At 73.3% G+C, this 4,005-nt stretch carries 3 protein-coding genes and 1 pseudogene; all 4 read left to right on the top strand.

Annotated features, from left to right (window positions below; translation table 11 throughout):
- Nucleotides 1-301, top strand: a pseudogene (locus tag ABZ281_RS41035) (hypothetical protein); the annotation flags it as partial.
- Between the two features lie 72 nt (nucleotides 302-373).
- The gene (locus tag ABZ281_RS41030) at nucleotides 374-1,219 is read left to right on the top strand and encodes a DegV family protein (protein WP_356663051.1); all 846 of its coding nucleotides are present in this window, start codon (nucleotides 374-376) and stop codon (nucleotides 1,217-1,219) included.
- Between the two features lie 119 nt (nucleotides 1,220-1,338).
- A complete protein-coding gene (locus tag ABZ281_RS41025) occupies nucleotides 1,339-2,445 on the top strand; it encodes a ComEA family DNA-binding protein (protein ID WP_356663050.1) in 1,107 nt (368 codons plus the stop codon).
- A 10-nt stretch (nucleotides 2,446-2,455) separates the two neighbouring features.
- Complete coding sequence (locus ABZ281_RS41020) at nucleotides 2,456-3,976, top strand: recombinase family protein (RefSeq protein ID WP_356663049.1); 1,521 nt, start codon at nucleotides 2,456-2,458, stop codon at nucleotides 3,974-3,976.
- Nucleotides 3,977-4,005 lie beyond the last annotated feature (29 nt).

Below are 4,005 nucleotides of genomic sequence, written 5' to 3'. Positions count from 1 at the left end.
GCTCAGCGCCCAGATCGACCTGGAGTCCGGGGCGCTGCGGCACTGGACGGAGCCGGAGCCGCAGCCCGCGTCCTCGCAGCAGTCCGCGGCCTCCCGGCAGCCGGGCTCGCCGGCGCGGTCCGCCACGCCGCCGCCGTGGCCCGAGGTGCCCGCCGCCGATGCCGCCACGGCCGATCAGACCTGGCCGGACACCGCGCAGTCGAGCCCCGAACAGGGGTCGGCGCGGCCCGCCATCACGCCGCCGGGACCGCGTCCGACCTACCCCTGGCAGAAGAAGCCCCGTCCCGAGAGCACCACTTGATCCGGCCAATGGCCCCGCGGGCCGCAGTGGCCGGGCTGCCACACGGGCGCTACGGCAGGTAACCTCCAGCTCATGTCCCGCCATGTCGCTATCGTCACCGATTCAACGGCCTACCTGCCGACCCGGACGATGGAGCGTCACGGCATCACCGCGGTGCCCCTGACCGTGGTCCTCGGTGACCGGGCGCTGGAGGAGGGCACCGAGATCTCGACCCGCGCCCTCGCCCAGGCTTTGCAGAAGCGGCGCCCCGTAACGACCTCGCGGCCCGGTCCCGCGGTCTTCGAGGAGACGTACCGCAAGGTCGCCGAGTCCGGCGCCACCGGCATCGTCTCCCTCCACCTCTCCGCCGAACTCTCCGGGACGTACGACGCTGCCGTCGTGGCCGCACGCCAGGCGCCGGTGCCGGTGCGGGTGGTGGACACGGGCATGATCGCGATGGCGCTCGGGTTCTGCGCGCTCGCCGCGGCGGAGGCCGCGGAGTCGGGCGGGACGGTCGACGAGGCCGTCGCAGCCGCCGAGAAGAGGGCCGCGGGCACCTCCGCCTACTTCTACGTCGACACCCTCGACTACCTGCGGCGCGGCGGGCGTATCGGCGCCGCACAGGCCCTGCTCGGCTCGGCGCTCGCGGTGAAGCCGCTGCTGCAACTGGCCGACGGCCGGATCGAGCCGCTGGAGAAGGTGCGGACCGCGTCCAAGGCGATCGCCCGCCTCGAGGAGATCGCCGCCGACCGTGCGGGCAGCGCCCAGGTCGATGTCGCCGTTCACCATCTCGCCGCCCCGGACCGGGCGACGGCCCTCGCCGACCGGCTGCGGACCCGGGTGTCCGGGCTGGCCGATCTGCATGTCAGCGAGGTCGGGGCGGTGATCGGGGCGCATACGGGACCCGGGCTACTGGGCGTCGTGGTTTCGCCCCGGTGAACGTTGCTGTGGGGCTTCGTCCGCCCGTGTGAGTGGCGGAGTTATCCACAACCGGGGGAGTGTCCCCGGGAATTGACCAAGATCATCGCGGGTGGGTCGGGGTGGCCGATCCTCGTCGCATGGCACTTCGATCACGTTCACGCACAGCGACCGCGACCAGTGGGCCGGGCCGTCATCCGGCGTCCGACGGGCGCGTCCGTCACCACCGACGCCCGCCCGGTGTGCGCGGCCGGGCCCGGCAGCGTCATGCCTCGGCGGAGGAACTCCGGCGGCGTGCGGGGGTGTTGTTCGGCGAGCCCGCAGGGCCGGCGGGACCTCCGGGGCGGGTCGAGCCGGTCGAACCGGCCGGGGAGCGTCGGGAGTCGGGGCAGGGGCCGCCGGGTTCCGTTTACCTCGACGAGACTCCGCGGGGGCTTGGTGGCCGCCCCGCGCTCGCGGAGCCCATGGGCGGTCTCCCCGACCTGGAGGGCGAGGACGTCCGCGCGGGGGAGGGAGTCTGGCGGGAGCGGGCCGGGTCGGCACTGCGGGAGCGCATGCCGCTGTGGTTGCAGACCAGGTGCGGTCTGGAGCGGCGGAGCGTGGTGGCTCTGACGGTGGTGCTCGTCGTCGCCGCGGCCTTCGCCGTGCAGCACTTCTGGGCAGGCCGGACCCAGTCCGTGCGGCCGCCGGAGGTGGTGCGGGCTGCGGTGCCGTTCGGAGAGGGGGAGGAGAGCGGGCAGGCCGGAGGGAAGGGCGGGGCGGGCGCTGCCGGGGTGCCGGACGGTGCTGCTCCGGGCGCTTCCGCCGGGTCCGCGAAGGCGAGGGCGCCCGAGATCGTCGTGGACGTGGGAGGCAAGGTCCGTGAGCCGGGGATCCACCGGCTGCCGGCCGGCTCGCGGGTGGCTGACGCCCTGAGCGCGGCGGGCGGGGTGAAGCCGGGCACGGACACCGACGGGCTCAACCGCGCCCGGTTCCTCGTGGACGGCGAGCAGGTGATCGTCGGGGGGCCGGCTCCCGCCCCGGCTCCCGGAGCGGGTGGTGGTTCGGCTCCCGGCGGCCCGGTGGCCGCGCCGGCCGCTCCCGTCTCCCTCAATACGGCCACCGCGGAGCAGCTCGACACCTTGCCGGGGGTCGGCCCGGTGCTGGCGCAGCACATCATCGACTACCGCACACAGCACGGCGGTTTCCGTTCCGTGGACGAGCTGCGCGAGGTGAACGGCATCGGCGATCCGACATGTAGACGGTAACCTATCGCGCATGAAGCCACAACGGGCCGTGCTGCTCCTCCGGATCTCGTACCGCAAGGCAGACGAGGGCGAAGACGAGCAGGTCGACGATTCGACGCGCCGCCGCCGCGAGTTCTCCAAGGGCATCGGCCGGCAGGAAGAGGACGGCCGCGCGCTTGCCGAGCGGCTCGGCTGGACCGTGGTGAAGGTCATCCCCGAGGACGACACGTCCGCCTTCAAGCGCCGGAAGATCAAGCTCCCCGACGGGTCGACCGCCCTGCGCACCGTCCGCCCCGGCTTCCGGGCCGCCCTCGATGGCCTCGCCTCCGGGGAGTACGACGGCCTCATCGCGGACGACCTGGACCGCGTGGCCCGCGACCCGCGCGACCTTGAAGACCTCATCGACGTAGTGGAGTCCCGCCGGCCGCGGATCCCCGTGGAGTCCGTGACGGGCTCCCTGCGGCTCGCGAACGACGCCGACATCACCATGGCCCGCATCATGTGCGCCGTCGCCAACAAGAGCAGCAGGGACACCGCCCGGCGCGTCACCAGGAAGCACGAGGAGTTGGCCGCCGAGGGCAAGCCGCCCGGCGGTGGATACCGCGGCTACGGATTCAGCGCCATCGGGCACGAGCCGGTCGAGGAGGAGGCGAAGATCCTCCGCGAGATCGCCGCACGCATCCTGGGTGACTGGGACGGCTGGACGCCGGAGCAGCGCGCCGCGATCGACCCGACGACGGGCGAGTCCCTCAACTCGATCGCCGCCGACCTGGAGCGCCGGAAGGTTCCCACGGTGACCGGGGCGCCGTGGCGGGACCGGTCGGTGCGCTCGGTCGTCTCGAAGCCGTCGGTGGCCGGCCTGCGCGAGTACCGGCGCGAAATCGTCGGCGAAGCCGTGTGGGAGGCCATCATTCCCCGGGAGCGTTGGGAGCAGGTCCGCGCACGCCTGGCGGGCCGTCACCGGGCCGTGGACCTGACGCTGAAGCGGTGGCTCACGGGCGTCCTGCGCTGCTCGAACTGCGGGCACATGCTGATGGGCTGGCAGGGCAACAACGGGCCGCGCTACTGGTGCGCGAAGCCGCACGGTGGCTGCGGAAAGATGGCGGTGAAGGCCGCGTTCGTCGAGGATGAGGTGAAGCGGCAGGTGCTGGAGCTGCTCGGGCAGCCCCTCGTGCTGCAACGGCTGCGGACGGTCGCCGACACGGAGGTGACCGACGACGTGCGCGCCGAGCTGGCCGCCGACGAGGACCAGTTGAAGGTCATGGCGGGCATGTTCGCCCGACGGGAGATCACCTTCGCGGAGTACCGCGAGGGCCGCGTCATCATCGAAAAGCGGATCAAGGAGTCCCGGGCGCTGCTGACCTCCCGTGCTCCCCGGGTGCTGCGGCGGCTGCTGGACGCCGAGGATGTGGCCGCGGGCTGGTCGGCCCTGACCCCGGTCGACAAGCGGGAGGTCGTCCTCGCCCTGGTGCCGGGGTACGAGGTGCTGCCCCATGACCGCAGCAGGGGCAACAAGTTCGACCCCGGGCGTCTGGTGCCGATCGAGGCCTGACGCACTGCGGCCCCTCCCCGTGCTGGGGG

The sequence above is a fragment of the Streptomyces sp. NPDC006265 genome, from assembly GCF_040613555.1.
Lineage (GTDB): Bacteria > Actinomycetota > Actinomycetes > Streptomycetales > Streptomycetaceae > Streptomyces.
Note: the sequence above shows the minus strand (reverse complement) of the source record. Positions and strands in the feature narration are given on the sequence as shown.

Coding starts and splice junctions, on each gene's coding strand:
- ABZ281_RS41030 (WP_356663051.1), top strand. CDS start 374: ATGTCCCGCCATGTCGCTATCGTCACCGATTCAACGGCCTACCTGCCG.
- ABZ281_RS41025 (WP_356663050.1), top strand. CDS start 1,339: ATGGCACTTCGATCACGTTCACGCACAGCGACCGCGACCAGTGGGCCG.
- ABZ281_RS41020 (WP_356663049.1), top strand. CDS start 2,456: ATGAAGCCACAACGGGCCGTGCTGCTCCTCCGGATCTCGTACCGCAAG.